Source organism: Klebsiella sp. M041 (assembly GCF_059759695.1).
On sequence record NZ_JCAXWU010000037.1, the window covers coordinates 1 to 18,126 of the forward strand.

General features: G+C 45.5%; 15 protein-coding genes and 2 pseudogenes. 8 read left to right on the forward strand and 9 right to left on the reverse strand.

The annotated features are described in order from the left end of the window. Positions 1–674: 674 nt before the first annotated feature. From AC6CWS_RS25675 to AC6CWS_RS25685, 3 genes are all read right to left on the reverse strand, one after another. A complete protein-coding gene (locus AC6CWS_RS25675) occupies positions 675–1,331 on the reverse strand; it encodes a helix-turn-helix transcriptional regulator (RefSeq protein ID WP_065905266.1) in 657 nt (218 codons plus the stop codon). Positions 1,332–1,446: 115 nt separating this feature from the next. After that, positions 1,447–2,082, reverse strand: a complete 636-nt coding sequence (locus AC6CWS_RS25680) for a hypothetical protein (protein WP_094311140.1) — start codon at positions 2,080–2,082, stop codon at positions 1,447–1,449. Positions 2,083–2,372: 290 nt separating this feature from the next. Continuing rightward, positions 2,373–2,630: a small membrane protein gene (locus AC6CWS_RS25685; protein ID WP_309298168.1), complete on the reverse strand. Its 258-nt coding sequence runs from the start codon at positions 2,628–2,630 to the stop codon at positions 2,373–2,375. 375 nt (positions 2,631–3,005) lie between these two features. Between AC6CWS_RS25685 and AC6CWS_RS25690 the strand changes: the two genes are divergently transcribed. Continuing rightward, a complete protein-coding gene (locus tag AC6CWS_RS25690) occupies positions 3,006–4,889 on the forward strand; it encodes a putative bifunctional diguanylate cyclase/phosphodiesterase (RefSeq protein ID WP_077269200.1) in 1,884 nt (627 codons plus the stop codon). A 26-nt stretch (positions 4,890–4,915) separates the two neighbouring features. Here the strand turns inward: AC6CWS_RS25690 and AC6CWS_RS25695 are convergent. Beyond that, positions 4,916–5,862: pseudogene (locus AC6CWS_RS25695) on the reverse strand (sensor domain-containing diguanylate cyclase). A 1,145-nt stretch (positions 5,863–7,007) separates the two neighbouring features. Between AC6CWS_RS25695 and AC6CWS_RS25700 the strand changes: the two are divergent. After that, on the forward strand, positions 7,008–7,748 hold the full coding sequence (locus AC6CWS_RS25700) for a tyrosine-type recombinase/integrase (protein ID WP_022064517.1): 741 nt from the start codon (positions 7,008–7,010) through the stop codon (positions 7,746–7,748). 697 nt (positions 7,749–8,445) lie between these two features. On the opposite strand, the gene AC6CWS_RS25705 is transcribed toward AC6CWS_RS25700, so the two are convergent. After that, the gene (locus AC6CWS_RS25705; RefSeq protein WP_000200070.1) at positions 8,446–9,456 is read right to left on the reverse strand and encodes a RepB family plasmid replication initiator protein; all 1,011 of its coding nucleotides are present in this window, start codon (positions 9,454–9,456) and stop codon (positions 8,446–8,448) included. A 750-nt stretch (positions 9,457–10,206) separates the two neighbouring features. Between AC6CWS_RS25705 and sopA the strand changes: the two genes are divergently transcribed. Together sopA and AC6CWS_RS25715 are read left to right on the forward strand one after the other, a co-directional pair. Continuing rightward, the gene (gene sopA / locus AC6CWS_RS25710; protein ID WP_000523812.1) at positions 10,207–11,373 is read left to right on the forward strand and encodes a plasmid-partitioning protein SopA; all 1,167 of its coding nucleotides are present in this window, start codon (positions 10,207–10,209) and stop codon (positions 11,371–11,373) included. Then, positions 11,373–12,344, forward strand: a complete 972-nt coding sequence (locus AC6CWS_RS25715; protein WP_004206785.1) for a ParB/RepB/Spo0J family plasmid partition protein — start codon at positions 11,373–11,375, stop codon at positions 12,342–12,344. Before sopA ends, AC6CWS_RS25715 begins: the two co-directional genes overlap by 1 nt. A 1,325-nt stretch (positions 12,345–13,669) precedes the next feature. Here the strand turns inward: AC6CWS_RS25715 and AC6CWS_RS25720 are convergent. From AC6CWS_RS25720 to umuD, 4 genes are all read right to left on the reverse strand, one after another. Next, on the reverse strand, positions 13,670–13,975 hold the full coding sequence (locus AC6CWS_RS25720; protein ID WP_016156495.1) for a hypothetical protein: 306 nt from the start codon (positions 13,973–13,975) through the stop codon (positions 13,670–13,672). 53 nt (positions 13,976–14,028) lie between these two features. After that, on the reverse strand, positions 14,029–14,280 hold the full coding sequence (locus tag AC6CWS_RS25725) for a type II toxin-antitoxin system Phd/YefM family antitoxin (RefSeq protein WP_004206783.1): 252 nt from the start codon (positions 14,278–14,280) through the stop codon (positions 14,029–14,031). Between the two features lie 78 nt (positions 14,281–14,358). After that, a complete protein-coding gene (locus AC6CWS_RS25730; RefSeq protein ID WP_004206782.1) occupies positions 14,359–15,630 on the reverse strand; it encodes a Y-family DNA polymerase in 1,272 nt (423 codons plus the stop codon). Then, positions 15,630–16,055: a translesion error-prone DNA polymerase V autoproteolytic subunit gene (gene umuD, locus AC6CWS_RS25735; protein WP_009309980.1), complete on the reverse strand. Its 426-nt coding sequence runs from the start codon at positions 16,053–16,055 to the stop codon at positions 15,630–15,632. The genes AC6CWS_RS25730 and umuD overlap by 1 nt, the downstream gene beginning before the upstream one ends. Positions 16,056–16,269: 214 nt before the next feature. On the opposite strand from umuD, the gene AC6CWS_RS25740 reads away from it, so the two are divergent. The 4 genes and pseudogenes from AC6CWS_RS25740 to AC6CWS_RS25755 form a co-directional block, all read left to right on the forward strand. Next, positions 16,270–16,500 (forward strand): hypothetical protein, encoded by a 231-nt coding sequence (locus tag AC6CWS_RS25740; RefSeq protein WP_004206779.1) that lies wholly within the window; start codon positions 16,270–16,272, stop codon positions 16,498–16,500. Between the two features lie 520 nt (positions 16,501–17,020). Continuing rightward, positions 17,021–17,446: an antirestriction protein gene (locus AC6CWS_RS25745; protein WP_004206777.1), complete on the forward strand. Its 426-nt coding sequence runs from the start codon at positions 17,021–17,023 to the stop codon at positions 17,444–17,446. Between the two features lie 236 nt (positions 17,447–17,682). Continuing rightward, positions 17,683–17,937: a DNA polymerase III subunit theta gene (locus tag AC6CWS_RS25750; protein WP_004206775.1), complete on the forward strand. Its 255-nt coding sequence runs from the start codon at positions 17,683–17,685 to the stop codon at positions 17,935–17,937. Positions 17,938–17,971: 34 nt separating this feature from the next. Then, positions 17,972–18,126, forward strand: a pseudogene (locus tag AC6CWS_RS25755) (hypothetical protein); the annotation flags it as partial.

Genomic DNA, 18,126 nt, shown 5'->3' on the forward strand with positions numbered 1-18,126 from the left:
CGCACTTGAATATACCAAGGCCTATGCCATCCTGGAAGTATGGTCTCTGCTGGCAGCTACTGGCGATACATTTCCAGCTCTCATTGAGAAAGACAGAATATATCTGTTGCAACTTATTTCCGGGGAAAATAATATAGAGCTACATTAGATCATAAATTATTTGTCAGAACATATCCGTTTTTACTTAACGCCCGCCGGAATAACTGACGAGAGGAAAATAAAATTTGTTGTACAATAATAATTCTGATCATTTTGGTCAGTCGGCTTGGTCGTAGAGTTTCAGTATTCTTGTACGATGACAAGGCGGGATAACTACCGTCATCGCGCCCTGTCTGGAATCAATGACTTCAGTTTTAGATATAAAGAAAAAACAATATACACAACATTAGATAAAAGTGAGAACAACTCATCCTGTATAACATGAGGTAGAGTAAAGCATTTATCATTAACTTACTGAAGACGGAATAACTACATTTATAACCGAAAGCTACTCTCTTTGAATCTATTTTAGATTTCGATTATTCCTGATTGCCATAGGCTTTTTTATAGTGCCCTGTGATTTCCTTGACCTCACTTTATATTTTATTATAATCCCATATAATAAAACCAGTGAGATAGATAAAACAACATACAATAACATAAAAATACCTGTGTTAAAAATTAAAAAAAGGAGATTAGGTCGAGTCCGTGAGGGATTTTAACATATGCGCGAATTGATACAACTCATATGTGCTAGCCAGTTTCATCTTTTTCTTTATTTCTTTTATATGATATTTTATAGTATTGACAGTAACTTTGTTTAGTGAAGATATTGTTTTAAGATCCAGTCCACTCGCCAGTTGAATAGTAATTTTTGACTGTTTTTTAGATAAATTAATGCGCACACGTTTTTCAATTTTTTCTTCCCGTATGGAACAAGATTGCGAATGTGTGTAATTTATCAAACCATGTTTGATAGTAATTATCAGTTGCTCAACAGTATTGTTTTTCATTGAGAAAGTAAAAGTATTATTCTTAAATCTTTTTACATCATCAAAACAAAAGCCATCAGTATAATCATGCAATATAAACAAAATCCCGGCTGGTTTACATTTCATAAATTTGGCATTAGGTAAGAATAATTCACCTGGCACGGTCTCATAAAACACAATATCTTTATCAAGCAGATAGTCATCATTTTTTTTGATTATGAATCGAATGTGCGGAATTGCTGTTTTTTTCAAAATGTGAATTATTGCTTCATAAATAAAAGCAATCTTAGTAATGACTGATACTTTTACTTCACACATCTTTTGAAATAATTCGTTGTCAATGTTATTGTATTTTACCATAGACAGCCCAACAATCCCTTTGATGAATTATCACTGTTCCCAGAAGGTCTTCCTCGAATAAAACATCCATGTAATTCAAATAATGTCCTCATAAATACATAATCGATTACATGACCTATTTAGTGAATAAACCATGTTTGAAATTGAGATACTCCACACTCCTCTCGCTTAAGCATTCGCCTTCATTAATTTGAATGTGACAATGTATTCCTGCATCGTAACATTTCTGATACCATTCGCCAATTTGTAAGGCGTCTCCTTCAAGTTTCACTATTTTCTTGGTATTAGTCCATAATTGTAGACAGTTTGTTTTATTCAAACGAATTACGTATGCACAGCGAAATACAGAATATGTTTTTCCATCTATCTCGATACTATGCGCAACTTCGCTCCATGAAGCCATGGTGTGGGGTAATACATGACACTCTCTAATCCTTTTTTTATCCAGCTCATCATTCTTCTCCTTCTCAAGTAAAGGCTGTGCTATAAGTTTACCCGTTTCAGTTAGTTCGACAGCAAGTTGCAAATTCCGTGCTCTCAGTGTATTGAGAAATCCTGCTTCTTCGAGCTTTCTGCATGCAGCTCTTAAGTTTGAACCATATACCGGTTTTTCCCCTCCTTGTGCTAGCACTCGTTCAATATCCTTAGTGGCTACTGGCATATGCTTACGCTCATCCAAAGCGGCAAGTACAATGAGTATTCTTTTCTGTAACGCAGACATTCTACGTCCAGATTTACCGATATCTGGCATACTATATAATATCCTTCTCCAGCGTAACTATAGGCGAGTGTTGCCTATTAAAAACACATAATCGATAGAAGCCTAATAATTATAAAAAGAATATTAAAATTGCAAATAATTTATTTATGTTTATTGCAAGAGATGTCATCGATATAATAAATTATGCTGATCGTTATAAACCCGAAGTGGTTGATTAGAGTTTTGGCTTCTTAATTCACTCCTTGATTTTATTGGTTTTTGTTATTATTAAAGATGCAGTGACTGAATTAATCCTTACCACCTTATTCATGTCTTGCGGGTTATCTTCTTTTACTCATGAATGCCCTTTTGATTCTACTTCTGTCTCTTATGTATGAGCACAGGGATACAATTGAAACAACGAAAAGAACGATAGCAACCCCCAGGAAAAACAGAGTTTCCATTTTATCCTCACATGATGATGTTGTAGATGTTGTTGTTTTCCAAAATACACAGCGGGAGTAATATACAACAGGAGTAAGAAAAATCCTATTGCCTGTGGAATGAAATGTGACAATTATTTCACTATCTAAAATCATTTAGCTAAAAAACAACCAGCCAGTCTAAGTTTCTCTCACATGGGGTAAACATGCCCCGTACAAGCCATACTTATCATTTTTTTCAAAATCGTTGCTGTAATAGTTACTGTTCTGCTATAAAAACATAATACTTTTTACTATCTGGTAATACTTTCTGGGTAATTCAGGGTATGAATAACTAATTTTATTCTAATCCATTCAGTGTCATGGGGCATGAATAATAAACAAAAAGCCTTTTTCATTCATCGTATGTTATCACCTTGCTGATGTAGATTTGTAACCATTATAAATGGTAATAAAATGAATAGTTTACACATGGAATATTACCCTAATGAATTTATTCTTGCATTGTTAGTTTTACTATAAGGTTTGGTTATGGATCCTCTATCGATTATTCATAAAGCTAATGAAGAAAAAAATGACTGCATTGTTTGTTTTTTGATTGTATCATTATCATCAATATTACTTTTATTGTGCTTTTTTTCTGAAGGTTTAAGTCGGGCAACACAATCATCTTTGTTACTAACACAGATTCTGGTTAATTTTTTAGGTTGCTACTGGTTAGCAAAACAACGAATAAAAAAAGAGTTAATTGATAGTTCATATAAAAATTTACTTTCCTTCAAAGAACATAACTACAATAATTCAACATCAAAAGGTATCGTATATATTAAGTTAAATAACAGATTTTTTATAAATTCATTTCATAGTGATTCGAATATATTTTTAAGTGCTAACCTTGTTGAAGGAAAAAAGATAACGGATATATTATACAGCCCAATTATCAGTATAGATAATTGGCTTTCAGAACTGAAATATGGTTTAATAAGAAACAGCAGTGATTGTTTTTTCTCACTCGATAAATCTATTAATTTTAAAGTTGAGATGATAGCATGTAAAACGTACGTTCGACGAAATGATTTTATTTGTTTATTATTAATCGTTACAGACGATCATATTAAAAATAAATCTGTCATCATTTCTAGTGAAGATAATGAAGTAAGAGATAAAGAAAGCATTTGCAAAAATATAGAGCAGTCTTTATCAAAAATAAACTTTAGAGAAACTGTACTAATTATATCACAGATTTCTGTACGAAACATCACATTGATCAGTGAGGTTTACGGAAGGGATGTCATTACTTCAATTATTGAAAACCTCTGTAAGGAATTGTCTGCAGTATGCTCAGAAAATGATTTTGTTATTAAAAAAGACAACGATACTATATTTTTCTCGTTGCAATTGAAGCGTGTTGAATATCACACAAAAGATATTATTCAAAACAGAATTGGATTTTTTTTCCAGGAATTACAAAAATCAATCACAAGTAATGATTCATTAGTTAAACCGATCATATGCGCAGGTTGCGTCATAGTTAACAACTGTAATATTTCAGGGTCAAATATAATAAGCCATGTTCAAGTTGCCTTCTCTCAAACTTACAGAATAGATAAAGAAAATGTAATATTTGGTAGCGAAATCTTATATAAAGAACACGAAGAGAGAATTATTATGCTTGGTCTGCTAACTGAAGCAATTCGCGAAAACCAATTTATTGTTTTTTATCAACCTAAATATAGTTTTATTAATTCTGATGTATCCGGCGCAGAAGCATTAATACGATGGTATCATCCAAGTTATGGTTTCATACCACCAGACAATTTTATTCCTTTGGCTGAGAAAGTAGATTTAATACATTCTATAACTGCAATAGTTATCACAACGGTCTTCAGTTTCTCACAACAGGTGAATAACATTTCTTTCGCGATTAATTTATCTGGTAAGGATTTTGAAAATAGTTTTCTTCTTAATCATATAGACAAAATGGCTGAACTATATGAAGTCAATCCTTGCAGAATAATTTTTGAAATTACTGAAAGCGTAATGATAACTAATCCAACTTTAGCTTTAAATAACCTGACTAAACTTAAAGAAAAAGGATATAAAATTCACATTGATGATTTTGGGACTGGATATTCCTCTCTCAACTATCTTAGAGAATTTCCATTTGATGCGATTAAGTTAGACAGAACTTTCATTAGTGGTATTGCTTACGATGCACGGGACTTATCTATTGTAAGAAGCATAGTGTCTCTTGGAAAAGCTTTCAGTTTAGGTATAGTTGCAGAAGGTGTGGAAAATAATGAACAGTTTGAATTGCTTAAAAATATGAATTGCGATGAATTTCAAGGTTATTATTATTCGAAGCCTTTGTCAGGTGATCAACTGATTGATTTTTTGAGGGGCCAAAAAAAATAGGGCTGTATGCCCTATTTTTTCATATACTATCGTTTTCCCTTTTTAATTTCATACATTCTTTCGTCTGCATCCTTCATGATAGCAGAGCGTTCAGTATGAATTTTCTCATCATATTCAATAATCCCTGCAGAAAAATCTATGTTGTATTTTTTTTGAGAATTAAGACTGTAGCTGGTAATCCCGGCCCTCAATTTATGAAGGAATTCTTCTGCTTCTTTATAGGTTGACTCGGGTAATAGAACACCAAATTCATCACCTCCTAATCTTGCAACAACGCTTTTTGAACTACTAAGATCTTCCAGCATATCTGCAAAATTGCAAAGTACTTCATTACCTTCTGAATGACCGAAGTTATCATTGATTGGTTTAAAATTATCGAGATCTATGATCAGAACACAGAATGTTTTTTTCTTTTTTTGGCTTTTCTTAACGATTCATCCGTCATTAGAGCGAAAGAACGCCGGTTACATATACCTGTCAAAGGATCAGTAGTTGCTTCGTTTATTATTCTAAACTCATCCTCTACGATTTCTGCTAAATCTTTAAGCAATAAGAAGTCATCTCTGGTTAATACTCTTGGTTCTGTATCAATAATACATATTGTTCCAGCTATCTCACCATCTGGCAGTCTTACGGGATGCCCTGCATAAAACCGGATATAAGGATCATTTTTAACTAATTTATTTTCTTTGAATCTTGGATCAAGGCTTGCATCGGGCACTATTAATGGTTCACTAAGATCTACTGCTATTGTACAAAATGAATCACTTCTATCTGTCTCTTTTATCTTCAGCCCATAACATGACTTAAACCATTGCCTGTCTCTATCAATTAATGAAACAAGTGCTATTGGTACATCAAAGAGTTTGGTGGCAATCCTCGTCAATCTGTCAAATCGTTCTTCAGATTTTGTATCAAGGATCCCCATAGAATATAATGATAATAACCTGTTCTCTTCTTTATGGTTTGTCATAATTTTCATCTTGAGTGGTTATTGCAGGGTAGTGTTGGTTATCGCTATCTTATCAGAATTGTCCTGGAACTCAATAATCCCAATATCTCATAATCATATAAAACTTAACAAGTTTCCAATACATCATGATGAATAGTGAACTGTTACATCTAATCATCTGTGACCTGAAGCGCTCATTATGCACTTCCATGTATTCAGAATGCATAATGATTTGTATATTAAAAATCGCCATAACTTACAATGACTTATTTTTTGTGGCACAATTAAAGCGCATCTGTTCAAATAAATGTAAAGACATTAATGCTTGATCTTCATGGTTTCTTATGAAAACCAGTGGCTGAAGAAACGTATGGCAGTTCTGAATCTGAACAAGACGAAACGGCATGAAAGGCTCAAGAAAATTGTCCAGGAAGGTGCATAGTTTCCTTATCCAATATTTTCTACTGAGGGTATATTGTATCAGCTTAAGACAGGAACTGTTGATACAGAACAGAAAAGTTCAACACAGCCTGAATCTGCGCGACGCTAAATTTTTTCCTTCTGGCGAACCAACAAACAGCCCGTTTATAGATAGATTCTGCAGACGACAAAAGGATTAACCCCTGAAATTGCACTGAATTGTCACCTGAAGATGTGCAGGACAAGCCAGATTACTCTGACAAGGGATACCATCGTAATTTAGCAAAAACACCTAAGACCTAAACGACAGCTAAGTACATAGTGCCGGACGGATCATGATTTTTTTTATTTAACTTACGGACTTCATTTTTCAGCAAATATCTTTTCTCTTCTGTTGTAAACTTATGAAAGCGTTACGCGAAATCCCGCAAGGTTACAGGGGTGTACCAGGCCGGAAATCGCGTAGCGCTCTCTTCTCTTCTTTTTCCTGCCTAACATGTACATCCTGGCATTACTCCAATTCTCCCAAAAACCGTAAAACAGCCCTCAGCCCGCGTCATGACTGGCTTCATGGAGGATCTGAGCAGAAAAAGGATCCTTTACGCATTTGGTTTTTCCCGCAATAATGCGGGATAAGACAACAAAAGGATCCGCGCGCTGCGATTTATTGTCATGGCAGGATCGGCCCGTCAGGTGCAAAATACCTGTATCCATAAACAGTGCGTGCGCTACGTGAAAAATAACTCATGAACAGCATCATTTCCCTGCAGAATTCACCAGAACGCGTCTCCCTGCTGCCGATCGCCCCGGGCGTTGATTTTGCGACCGCGGTGGCACTCCGGCGGATGGCCACCTCAACAGGTGCCACGCCGGCTTACCTCCTGGCGCCGGAAGTGAGCGCCCTCCTCTGGTATATGCCTGACCAGCGTCACCACATGTTGTTCGCCACCATGTGGAATACCGGGATCCGTATCGGTGAAGCCCGGACGCTCACCCCGGAATCGTTCGACCTGGATGGTCTGCGCCCGTTTGTTAGGGTGCTGTCGGAGAAAGTGCGCGCGCGGCGCGGGCGGCCACCAAAAGATGAAGTGCGACTGGTGCCGCTGACGGATGCCAGTTTTGTGCGTCAGATGGAAAGCTGGATGGTCACCACCCGCCCCCGCCGGCGTGAGCCGTTATGGCCGGTCACGGATGAGACAATGCGCAACTGGCTGAAACAGGCGGTGAAGCGGGCTGAAGCTGACGGCGTGCATTTTTCGATCCCCGTGACGCCGCATACTTTCCGTCACAGCTATATTATGCACATGCTTTATCACCGGCAGCCCAGGAAGGTCATCCAGGCACTGGCCGGGCATAAGGATCCGCGCTCGATGGAAGTCTATACCCGGGTATTTGCGCTGGACATGGCTGCCACCCTGGCCGTTCCCTTTACCGGTGATGGGCGAGATGCCGCGGAGATCCTTCGCTCCCTGCCCCCGGCCGGCTGAGATTGACGGCCCTGGCATGACGTCCTGTATTCAGCTAATACGAAATACAGGAGCAGAGCGCATTCAGTGCCCCTCCCTGCTCCAGCACACCAGGACATCATTCGGATGACTGAACAGCCGTGGTCTTGCACGGTGACCTGCAAGCCTGCAGGCATCGACATACCGCAGACAAGACAGGACACAGGCCGTACATCCCACAGTGTATTGTTTCCTGAAAGCTCAGTGAATCATCCCGTTAATTGCGAAAGTCATTCACCCCTGTGGCTCACTCCCTTCTGCCATCGGTCTCCTGTTCGCATTTAGCAGTGTGAAGCTGGCGCCGGGTTATACAGACAGCTGCAGTCTCATCCTGCCGGGCTAAACCTGCAATACACAGGGGAACGGATACCGTCAGGTAACATGACCGTCTCAGCATCCGATTGAGATTTTCGTAAGGGGTATAGAGCTTTACTGAAAAATTGACTGTGGCATGTTAACACGTGTGGAGCAGTGCACAGACCTGGGAATATCGCCGTTAAACCCGCATACCGTAGTCAATATCTGCGTATCACGGCCTGAAATCACATATGACAGTCAATATTGTTCGATCATGGCAGACATGATGGAGAACACATATTGACTGCGGTATGCGTGATGCATATCACAGTCAATGGAATGTCCTTAGCGGCATCCGGCAGTCATGTTATGCATATCGCAGTCAATTTTCTGGCTTCATCGCTGAGAGAGCTTCGGCCAGTTTAAGGGGATCGATGCCAGCAGCCTTCAGCGCCTTAATGACTTCGTCATAATTTTGCTCTGGCGCCTTCTCTTCTTCCTCTTTGCGCGGAACCTTCACAGGACCACTGATGAGTTTGGGGTTGCGATAATGCACGCTGAAATAGGTGGCTCGGCCACGTTTAAACTCAGTGTAATCCAGATAACCAATATCCCGCAGCTGCTCCATCGCCTTACGTACCGTGTGGTTCTGCGTATAGACATTTGAGGTGAGATTCAGCCGGTCACGCATCCGTTTCATGGAAATAGGTGCAGGATTCTGGGGAAGACTTTCGATGTAGGTATAAAGCGCCTGGGCTGATTCCTTGCGCTGCAGGGCGTCAATGGCTTTCAGCCGCAGCAGTACCCTTCTGTCCATGTGGTAAAGCTCAAACAGCTTAGGTTCAGCCTTGATCTCAACGATATCCTCGTTGATGTCATAATAGGCTGACTGCACCAGATGTGTGGTCCATCCTTTGGTCTCGCTCTGGAACTTCAGCGTAACCGAGGCGAGTTTAAACAGGGAATTACTGATGCGATCGCGCATTTTTTTGTTTGAACGACGGGAGTCAAATCCGCACATCTTAACGAATTCGACGAACGACAGTTCCAGGGTGTCACTTTTTACCCCATACTCCGACATGGAGCGAATTATCCCCAGCCAGACTTTAAAATCCGTGTCCATATCAAGACGCGAACCGGTGATCTTAACGTCAGTGTATCCTTCGCTTTTGGCAATGGACAGCTGTACAAGCTCCTCAGTCGCGTCTGTAACGTTTTTCCGGTTCGCCTTGCTCTTCCCTGTTGATTTCAGAGTTGGGACGAAGAGACCGAGTCTCATGAGCGCTACTGGCTGCACGGTACTGGTGCTGTTGACATCCAGCTTAACAACTTCACCGGTTGTCTTATCAACCTCCTGAAGGTTCAGAAGTAAGCTGTTATTTTCGCTCGTCATCTTGATCCTCAACGGTTATCCACAAAAGGATGTAGTAATACGTATCGCAGTCAACGGATATACATACCTCAGTAAATACCGTTGCATATCACAGTATTAGATTATGCATATAACAGTCAACATTTTACATTCCACAGTCGATCCAGACAGACGTTAAAGCCAGTTACAGCGCATGCTGGAGCGATCCGGGGATCTCTTTTGGATCTCATTATGATCTCCTTGGGATCAATTATTGGATCGAGACCATGAATAACCCAGATACAAGCCCGGAAGCGCCACGCCAGATATCCAGAACCCTGGCCTTATTTTCCTGAATACGCTCTGGAAGATTGAGATCTACAGGTACAACAATGAAACATTGACTGCGGTATGCTGAGTCGTCTTTCCTCTTCCTCGACACAGATGCGGTAAGCATCATACCATAGTCAATATATTACATACCGCAGTCAATTTCATTATAACTGGCTGATCCCGAGCCATCTTTAGCAACCCGACGTACGTGCAATCTGTGAATTCTGTGATTTTCCGCTTCCTCGCCGCTTTCTCACTGTGTGAGATCGCTTACTGCGGCGAGCGGCAGTGATTAATATTGACTGCGGTATGTACTCTTTTGTAATCCCCTGCGTTCTTTCATTACCCAATGTGGTTCACTTTGCACTTTTTCGTGCACTTTGCGATTTTATTGTTGCTTTGCAATAAATACCAAGATTTAATAAAATAATGCAAAGTGATGATTAAAGGATGTTCAGTATGGGACTCATGGATACACTCAACCAGTGCATAAGTGCTGGTCATGAAATGACGAAAGCAATCGCCATTGCACAGTTTAATGATGACAGTCCGGAAGCCCGGAAAATAACCCGGCGCTGGAGGATTGGTGAAGCGGCAGATTTAGTTGGCGTGTCATCTCAGGCTATCAGGGATGCCGAGAAAGCTGGCCGGCTGCCGCACCCTGATATGGAAACCCGTGGGAGAGTTGAGCAACGCGTTGGTTATACCATCGAACAAATCAATCACATGCGGGATGTATTTGGTACACGACTGCGCCGTGCTGAAGATGCGTTTCCGCCGGTGATTGGCGTTGCAGCTCACAAAGGTGGTGTTTACAAAACCTCAGTATCCGTTCACCTGGCTCAGGATCTTGCACTGAAAGGACTCCGTGTTCTGCTTGTTGAAGGCAATGACCCACAGGGAACTGCTTCTATGTATCACGGATGGGTGCCCGATCTTCATATTCATGCTGAGGACACTCTCCTGCCCTTTTATCTTGGGGAAAAGGATGACGCCAGCTACGCTATAAAGCCCACCTGCTGGCCTGGCCTTGATATCATCCCGTCCTGTCTGGCACTGCACCGCATTGAAACCGAGCTGATGGGGAAATTTGACGAAGGCAAATTACCTGCTGACCCGCACCTGATGCTCCGTCTGGCCATTGAAACTGTCGCTCATGATTATGACGTGATAGTTATCGACAGCGCACCCAACCTTGGTATCGGTACGATAAATGTTGTATGCGCTGCTGATGTTCTGATTGTCCCTACTCCGGCAGAGCTGTTCGACTACACCTCCGCACTGCAGTTTTTCGATATGCTTCGTGACCTGCTTAAGAACGTGGATCTTAAAGGCTTCGAGCCAGATGTCCGTATTCTGCTTACCAAATACAGTAATAATAATGGCTCGCAGTCCCCGTGGATGGAAGAACAAATTCGGGATGCCTGGGGAAGCATGGTCCTTAAAAATGTTGTGCGCGAAACGGATGAAGTCGGCAAAGGTCAGATCCGTATGAGAACCGTTTTTGAACAGGCTATTGATCAACGTTCTTCAACCGGTGCCTGGCGTAATGCCCTCTCTATCTGGGAGCCTGTTTGCAATGAGATTTTTGATCGTCTGATTAAACCACGCTGGGAGATTAGATAATGAAGCGTGCTCCTGTCATTCCAAGACATACCACACATACTCAATCGACTGAAGATACTTCATCACCGGCGCCGGCCGCGCCGATGGTGGATTCATTAATTGCGCGCGTGGGTGCTATGGCCCGCGGTAATGCAATCTCTCTTCCGGTAAGTGGACGGGAAGTAAAATTTACCCTTGAGGTGCTCCGGGGAGACTCTGTTGAGAGCGCTTCACGCGTATGGTCAGGCAATGAGCGCGATCAGGAACTACTTACCGAAGATGCTCTGGATGATCTCATTCCTTCATTTTTACTGACCGGTCAGCAGACTCCAGCTTTCGGCCGCCGGGTTTCTGATGTCATAGAAATTGCAGACGGCAGCCGTCGCCGTAAAGCCGCAATCCTGACGGAAAGTGATTATCGCGTTCTGGTTGGTGAACTGGACGATGAGCAGATGGCTGCATTGTCCCGACTGGGTAACGATTATCGGCCGACGAGTGCTTATGAACGTGGCCTGCGTTATACAAGCCGGCTGCAGAATGAGTTTGCAGGAAATATTTCTGCGCTTGCCGATGCGGAAAACATTTCTCGTAAGATCATTACCCGCTGTATTAATACGGCCAAACTGCCTAAATCCGTTGTTGCCCTGTTTGCACATCCTGGAGAACTGTCTGCCCGGTCAGGTGAAGCCCTTCAGAAGGCTTTTGCAGATAAAGAAGAATTACTGAAGCAGCAGGCTGAGACTCTCCACGATCAGAAGAAAGCGGGACTAATCTTTGAAGCTGAAGAGGTCATTAGTCTTTTAACATCCGTACTGAAACAATCTCCCGCATCAAGAGTTAATCTGAGCTCACGTCATCAGTTTGCTCCAGGGGCAACAGCATTGTATAAGGGCGATAAAATGGTGCTTAACCTGGATAAGTCCCGCATTCCTGCGGAGTGTATAGAGAAAATAGAAGCCATTCTTAAGGAGCTTGAGAAACCAGGAGTCTGATGCGGACACGCATTATTCTACGGTGATCTCCCTTTACTTCATTTCCTTTCTCACAGGCCAGAAAACATAACTGGCCTGAATATTCTCTCTGGGACCACGGTCCCACCTGCATCGCCGGTCAGGTTATCTCCCTGGGACCACGGTCCCACCTGCATCATCGGTCAGCTTATCTGCCTGGGACCACGGTCCCACCTGCGTCATCTGTCAGCTTATCTGCCTGGGACCACGGTCCCACCTGCATCGCCGGTCAGGTAATCTGTCTGGGACCACGGTCCCACCTGCGTCATCGGTCAGGTTATCTGACTGGGACCACGGTCCCACCTGCGTCGTCGGTCAGGTTATCTGCCTGGGACCACGGTCCCACCTGCGTCATCGGTCAGCTTATCTGTCTGGGACCACGGTCCCACCTGCGTCATCGGTCAGCTTATCTGTCTGGGACCACGGTCCCACCTGCATCGTCTGTCAGGTTATCTGCCTGGGACCACGGTCTCACCTGCGTCGCCGGTCAGGTTATCTGACTGGGACCACGGTCCCACCTGCGTCATCGGTCAGGTTATCTGTCTGGGACCACGGTCCCACCTGCGTCATCGGTCAGGTAATCTGCCTGGGACCACGGTCCCACCTGCGTCATCGGTCAGCTTATCTGCCTGGGACCACGGTCCCACCTGCATCGCCGGTCAGCTTATCGGCCTGGGACCACGGTCCCACCTGCATCGCCGGTCAGCTTATCGGCCTGGGACCACGGTCCCACCTGCGTCGTCGGTCAGGTAATCTGCCTGGGACCACGGTCCCACCTGCGTCGTCGGTCAGGTAATCTGCCTGGGACCACGGTCCCACCTGCATCGTCGGCACATTATTAGTTTGGGACAACGGTTAAGCAATGCCTGTCACGAACAGGTATTGGCTTGTCGCCAGCAACCTGTTGAGCGGAGTAATCACGCAGCAGGGCGGCTATTACAGGTGATGGTGAAAGCTCTGTTGGGATCTGAACGAAGCATGTTGAGTGAAATTTGCAAAATTTCGCGGGGTGTGCGGCTTAATTTTAAATTTCCGCCAGCATTTTTAAAACCAGCTGCCGCCGCTGCGCGTTGGCCGGTCCTTCGTCCGGCCGGTAACCAGTCCCGGCCGTTCTTACGACCCTGGATGAACATGGTCCCGTCATCAGCGTCTCCAGTGTGATGTCGTTTGTCACGCCGTCCGAGGGGATATCAGGGACACAACATATGGTAGAAAAAGCAGCTGTCTGAGACACAATATATTGATTATCCACAGTAACGGGGGATAACCGTGTGGGTAACATATTGAAAGTCCAACACGTTATCTGATTAACTGACTTTGTAAACGCCGCTGAACCATGAAAAAAATCCGGGGGAATCATCACAGCGCATAAACATACCGTTTTGTTTTTGGGTGACGGCAAGTAGGCCCCTGTTATCACCACATACCTTGTCAAAGGTTTCCATTCCTATCCTTATCAGGCTCTTTTCGTTATTTTCGGGAGAGATCCGGAGATGTTTTGTCAGCCAGACAGGATAGGTATCAGCGTTACGCCAGTACTGCAATTCAATCACTGAAGCCATTCCCCAGACAGTGAAGAATAAGAAAACCACACCTGCGATTTTGCTACCCATATTGTTCCTTAACATTGATTTAATACATTCCTTGCTCCTCGCACCGGAGCACATCACAGATACTGATTGAGATCCACTTCACGCAGCGGCTGGTTTTGACGTTCTGTGATCAATTGCACCAGGTCTTTTTCGTCCAGCGCATCGAGCATTTGTTCATACAGAGCCGCGGGCACACAATAAAAAACAGGGCGGTTGCGGTCAATAATCGCGACCGGGTAGCCGCCGCCGGCACTGGCGGTGGCCACCGGATCGTTTTTAAGTTCGCTGACGCTGGCAGTCACATCACACAGAATGATGTTTGTCATGGTTCCCCCCTGAGACAAGTCATCTGTATGAACGGTAAAGTAAGCTCTGGCGGCAAGTCCCTTCTGTCATTTCAACGGTCAGAAACGGGCAACCGGCAGCTCCTTCCAGCGGGTGGTATATGCCGGTGACAGCATCTCCCGTTTCATCTGCCAGTCCGGCGCAATACCCCGTCCGGCAAACCAGACTTTCCCGAGTCCGGAATGATTAATACCGTCGAGCACCTTCATCAGCGCATCGCTGTGCGGCCGTGGCTGCACGTCATCGAACAGATTCAGCTGTGCAACGCCGTTCGGGCTGAAATCATTGAGCATTATCCCCGCTTTTGCGTAGCGGTGGCCATCGAGCCAGATCCTGTCCAGAGACCTGACCGCTGCCGCTATAATGTCCCGGGTGTCACGGGTAGGGGTGTTCAGTTTCTCAGTGGCCACGTTACCGTAGTACGGTTCATTAACCGCAAAAGGGGAGGTTTTGATGAAGATGCTGATATGCCGGCAGTACTGCCGCTCACCTCGCAACTTTTCTGCTGCGCGCTCGGCGTACTGGCAGACGGCCTGGCGCATTTCTTCATAGGTGGTGATCCGCTGCCCGAAGCTGCGACTGCAGACAATCTGCTGTTTCGGCGGCGGCGCTTCCTCCAGTGAAATGCAACTCTCGCCGTTCAGCTCACGTACCGTGCGCTCCAGCACTACGTTGAAGTTTTTGCGGATAAACGCGGGGTTCGTCAGCGACAGCTGCAGGGCGGTGGTGATCCCCATAACGTGCAGCTTTTTCGCTATCCGGTTCCCCACGCCCCAGATTTCTTCCACCGGCTGCAGGCTGAGTAATTTTGCCGTCCTGCGTGGATTATCGGGCGACAGCGCCAGCACCCCCCTGAATTGTGGCCATTCCTTTGACGCCCACTGCGCCGATTTGGCCAGTGTTTTTGTGGCGCCGCAGCCGACACCGATCGTCAGTCCGGTTCCACTGAGAACGTGCCCACGCAGCTGCCTGCCAAAATCCTCCAGATCCATACATTGGCCAATTCCCCGGGCATCCAGGAAACATTCGTCTATCGAGTATTGTTCGACGCGGGGAGACAGCTCCTCCAGCAGGGCGACCACGCGGTTACTCAGGCTAGCGTAGAGCTCGTAATTGCTGGAAAAAACGTACAGTTTTTCAGGAAACTGCGCCTCTTTGAGCTGGAACCAGGGGGTTCCCATCTTTATACCCAGCCGTTTGGCTTCAGCACTCCGGGCAATAACGCAGCCATCGTTGTTACTGAGAACGACGACCGGTTTTCCGCGCAAATCCGGCCTGAAAACCCTCTCGCAACTGGCGTAGAAGGAGTTGACGTCGGCCAGGGCGAACATCAGTCTGTCCCCCGGGTTTTATGAATGAAGGCCGTCACCACACCGAAAATTTGCAGCGTTTCCGGATCCGGGTACAGGGAAGGGAAGTCCGGGTTCATCGCCTGCAAGGCCGGCCGTGGCGTCAGAAGCAGGCGTTTTACCGTAAATTCACCCTCAATTTCCGCGATAACAATATCCCCGTGCCGCGGCTGTTCTGCTTTATCCACGACCATCAGATCGCCGGAATAGAGGCCAATATCAGTCATTGAGTTGCCAATCGCCCTGACAAAATAGGTGGAGTGGCGCCGGTGAATGCAGTACTCATTCAGATCCAGTTCAGACTCAGTGTAGTCCGCAGCCGGTGACGGAAAACCCGCAGGGCATCGCTCTGTGAACAAAGGAATTTTTACTATGCTGGCTTCTGATACTGCAGGAATGAACTTCATCGTATTTTCCCCTCGCTTGAAACTGTATATATATACAGTATTATTTTGCGGAGGCCGTTTTTTTTCAAGTCATCTTGTTGCCGTTGTCTGTAACCATTTGCTGTTCCTGCAAAAACAGGGAAATTTCAGAAGGATCACTGCCAGCCCGGAGAATCGTTATCTAATAAAATGTAATATACTGAAGTACAGTGTATTTATTCTGAGTGGAGTGATTATGAATACGGGTTTAAGGCAGGTTCTGCGATATGCAGGCGTCCCGGTTGACGCCGCTGAACCGGTGCGCCGGCAATTCGGTAGCCGCCTGATTTTAATCGTGACGGTTGCTCTTCTTCCGCTGTTGATTGTTGACGTCCCTCAGTGGATATTTGTGCTCTCCCAGATTATCTGGGGAAGCGGTATGTATATTGGTATCTCCGTGGCCAGTGATAAACCAGATCGCCGGTAAGCTCAGAACGAGAGGTCTCCCGGATCGCCTGGTGACGGGCAACTGATAAACCGGCGCCGTGCCATCAACACCGGATAAGGACGTCACCGGCTTGTCGTTGCCGCCGACTCCGCTTCACCCGGCCCCATCCCTCCGGTCTGTGGCCTGATTCCTGCGTCTGTCGCGTTGCGACATTTGCTTCCGCTTTTCTCCCTGTGGTCGAAATACGGGTTAGACAAACCTTTTATTCAACCTCTGCATCGCGACGGGTAGTGCTGTGCCTTCACTTTACCCGGCCGCTGCAGATGCAAGGGTTCGCTGACGCCGCCATCCTCGCCCGGTCGCAGGTTACTGATGATGCTCGCTGTTCTTCCCGTCGTTTTCTCGCTCAGGTTTCGCTCGAAAACCGTCCAGACTAGCTCCGTGCTTTATCTGCGCTGCGGCCTCCGGTGTCGCCCCTGCGTCTTCCGCTTTCCGCCGGGCTGTCGTGTCGGCACGGCACAACCCGGTGCCGCAATCTTATGAACCTGTGGAGGTTGCTATGTATCATGCCCGTCAAACCATGCTGAATGTTGAGGAGTCCGACCGTCTCTCGTTCCTGCCGGATCTGTTTGGTAACGATTTTCTGGCCGGAGAGATGCAGGTCTATGCGCTCGCTGTGAAACACATCACCGATTACTGCGGAGGCTTCTGGCATTTCATCCGAATTCCGGAGGGCGGCGGCTACATGATGCCTGACGGTGACCGTTTCCATCTGACTAACCCGGATAACTGGTTTGATCGGTCCGTCAGCGCGGATGCGGCCGGAGTTATCATTACGGCGCTGGCGATCAACCGCCGTATCTGGCTGCACCATGAACGCGGTGATGCTGCCCTGACACGCCACCTGATGCTGCGGGAATCGCAGCTGTGGGATTTCATTGACTCTCATGACGAATGCGCAGCTATTTACGCGGCTCTTGACTGATACTACATCGGGGCGCCCGACGTCCCGTTTAAGGTCTGAGACGGCACGATCTGTGGGGAGCTTACCCGGCTTCGCAGATCGGTGCGGCCGCGCGAAAATCCTGGCAGGCTTCGCCTGCCGGTGAGGCGGTTCGCCACGCCTGCGGCGCTGCGTACAGGCCTCACCTCAACAGGTCGCCAGTTAAGAATTAAGAGCGTAATATCTGCGTACCCTTTCTTCTTTTGCGGAATTTGGGTATGTCGCAGTGGAATATTGCCTCTTTTTCAAAAGAGGAGCAGGACAAAGTTGCCGTCGATAAGGTGGCCGCTGCTGTTGCCTGGCAGGAACGCATGAACAAGCCCGTCATGCCGGAACTTGTTGAACGGGAACAGCCTGAACACCTGCGCGAATATTTCCGTGAACGGCTCTGCGTACATCGACTGAACAGTCAGCAGCTGCCGCGCGCAAATGCGCCCGAATATAATAAACCGGGCGATGATCAGCAGAATTGATTTTCTTACTCAGTGTGTCCAGGGAGGGTAATCTGTGCGTATGTCTCTGATGTTTGCTGCCGTGACGCTTTTAACCGGCATTAACCTGTTTTTTATTCCGTTTCAGCCTGTTCCGGCTCTGTGGGGGGCTATCCTGGCCGTTGCTTTTGTTCTGATTAATGTCGTGGCGGATAAGCTGCGCCTCTGGAG